Raw genomic sequence first — 2,515 nt, 5'->3', positions numbered from 1 at the left:
GCCACCGGCGCCGGAGACTATTCTGCACCACCGGCCCGTTCCGGCCTTCGCTGTTGATGGGCTGCGGCCGAACCGGGCCTCAGAACGGATGGCAAACAGACTAACATAGGATATGGTACAAACCTTGGGGGCAGGTCAAAGAAGGCGATCCGAAAGCCAATAGCAGGCCACGGCAACGATGGTGAATTTGATGATTTCGCTCATTCGACGCCGATCTCCCAGGGCCCCCGCTCAGCCGCCGTGATCATTCCCGAGTCCCAACTCGCTGTCCAGCGCCGTCATCCCGCCCGCCATCGCGGCGTGGACAAGCGCCGCCGCCCCCCCGATAATCCGCCGACCGATCCGCCGACCTTGGCCAACCAGCGCTGGGACGCTTTGCCGTGATCGACTTCAGACCGGTGCTCTTTCTGGCCGGCGTGCTGCTGGCCACGCTGGGCCTGACCATGCTGATCCCGGCTGTCGCCGATGCCGTCACCGACAATCCCGACTGGAAGGTGTTCCTGGCCTCGGCCTTCGTCACGGCCTTCGTCGGCGGCAGTTTGATTCTCACCAACCGCGGCGTCAGCGCGGCGCTTTCGGTGCGCCAGGCCTTCGTTCTGACGACGCTCAGCTGGATCGTCATGGCCGCCTTCGCGGCCTTGCCCTTCAGCTTTTCCAACCTCGAATTGGACTACACCGACGCCTTCTTCGAGGCCATGTCGGGCATCACCACGACGGGCTCGACGGTGATCGCGGGGCTCGACGCAGCGCCGCCCGGGATATTGCTCTGGCGGGCGCTGCTGCAGTGGCTCGGCGGCATCGGCATCATCGTCATGGCCATCGCCATCCTGCCCACCCTGCAGGTCGGCGGCATGCAGCTTTTTCGCATGGAATCGTCCGACGCCTCCGACAAGGTACTGCCCCGCATGGCCCAGATCACCAGTGCCATCGGCGCCATCTACCTGCTGCTCAGCCTGATTTGCTTCGCCGCCCTGTGGGGCGCCGGCATGACGCCCTTCGAGGCCGCCGCCCACGCCATGACGACCATCGCCACCGGCGGATTCTCGACCTCCGACGCCTCGGTGGGGCACTTCGACAGCGCCCTGATCGACTGGATCGTCATCGTCTTCATGCTGCTCGGCAGCCTGCCTTTCCTGCTTTACCTCGAGACCGTGCGCGGCAAGCCCGGGGCGCTGTGGCGCGACACCCAGGTGCGCTGGTTCCTGGTGACCGTACTGGCCTGCCTGCTGGCCATCGCGGCCTGGCGCTGGGAGGGCGGGCTGGAGGCTGCCGAGACGCTACGGCTATGCGCCTTCAACGTCATCTCGATCATCACCGGCACCGGTTATTCGACGGCCGACTACAACACCTGGGGCTCTTTCGCCGTGACCGCGTTTTTCATGTTCATGTTCATCGGCGGCTGCGCCGGTTCGACCTCGTGCGGCATCAAGATCTTCCGCTACCAGGTGCTGCACCAGGCCGCCAAGGTTCAGATCGGCCGGCTTTGGCGGCCCCACGGCGTCTTCGTCGCCTACTACAACCGCAAGCCCATTCCCGAATCGGTGATCGAGGCGGTGATGACGTTCTTCTTCCTCTTCGCCCTGGTTTTCGCCGCGCTGACACTGGCGCTGACGGCGCTGGGGCTCGATTTCGTGACCAGCGTCTCGGGCGCCGCCACGGCCATCGCCAACGTCGGCCCGGCGCTGGGCGACACCATCGGCCCCAGCGGCACCTTCGCCTCGCTGCCGGCCGCCGCCAAGTGGGTGCTCAGCCTGGGCATGCTGCTGGGCCGGCTCGAGCTGCTCACCGTCCTGGTGCTGCTGACGCCCGGGTTCTGGAGAGGTTAGTTATTGTCGCTCACGGCGGCGGCCCTGCGGTCCGCAGCCTCCGCGGGGGCGCCGCAGTGGCGGCGGGTCGCGGTCGCTCCCGTTGCACCAAGACCAAGCAGCAAAAAAACACGCTGGTACCGGCGCTAAGCCGCCCCCTGGGGGGGGCGGAGGCCAAGGGCGCGGATGCGCCCGCCCGGTGAGGGTCCTATAAGACTCGCCTGATATCCTCCTGGATGGCCAGCAATGCCGGCACCACGATCAGCACCAGCAGAGTGCCGACGGCCAATCCGAAAACAATCGTCACCGCCATGGGGATGATGAAGCGGGCCTGCAGGCTGGTCTCGAACATCAGCGGCAAGAGCCCGCCGATGGTGGTCAGCGAGGTCAGCAGCACGGCCCGCAAGCGGTCGCGGGCACCGTCGACGATGGCCTCGAAGGCGGCCTGGCCGGCGGCCATGCGCTCGTCGATGGTGCTGACCAGAATGATCGAATCGTTGACCAGCACGCCGGCCAGGCCCAACAGCGCGATCAGGCTGAGGATGGTCAGATCAAAGCCCATCACCCAATGGCCGAGGATGGCGCCGATCAGGCCGAAGGGGATGATGGCCATGACCACGAAGGGCCGGGAATAGCTGGCGAAGACCCAGGCCAGGATGATGTAGATGGCGGCCAGGCCGATCATGGCGCCGAGGCGCATTTCGTCGAGC

2 protein-coding genes are annotated in these 2,515 nt (G+C 66.1%); one reads left to right on the top strand and one right to left on the bottom strand.

From position 1 onward, the window contains the following. The first annotated feature begins 380 nt into the window (after positions 1-380). On the top strand, positions 381-1,826 hold the full coding sequence (locus QGG75_18770) for a TrkH family potassium uptake protein (protein MDP6069271.1): 1,446 nt from the start codon (positions 381-383) through the stop codon (positions 1,824-1,826). Between the two features lie 187 nt (positions 1,827-2,013). Here the strand turns inward: QGG75_18770 and QGG75_18765 are convergent. Continuing rightward, a partial coding sequence (locus QGG75_18765) for an efflux RND transporter permease subunit (protein MDP6069270.1) occupies positions 2,014-2,515 on the bottom strand: 502 nt, incomplete at its 5' end.

It is taken from the genome of Alphaproteobacteria bacterium, from assembly GCA_030740435.1.
Classification (GTDB): Bacteria; Pseudomonadota; Alphaproteobacteria; order UBA2966; family UBA2966.
Note: the sequence above shows the minus strand (reverse complement) of the source record. Positions and strands in the feature narration are given on the sequence as shown.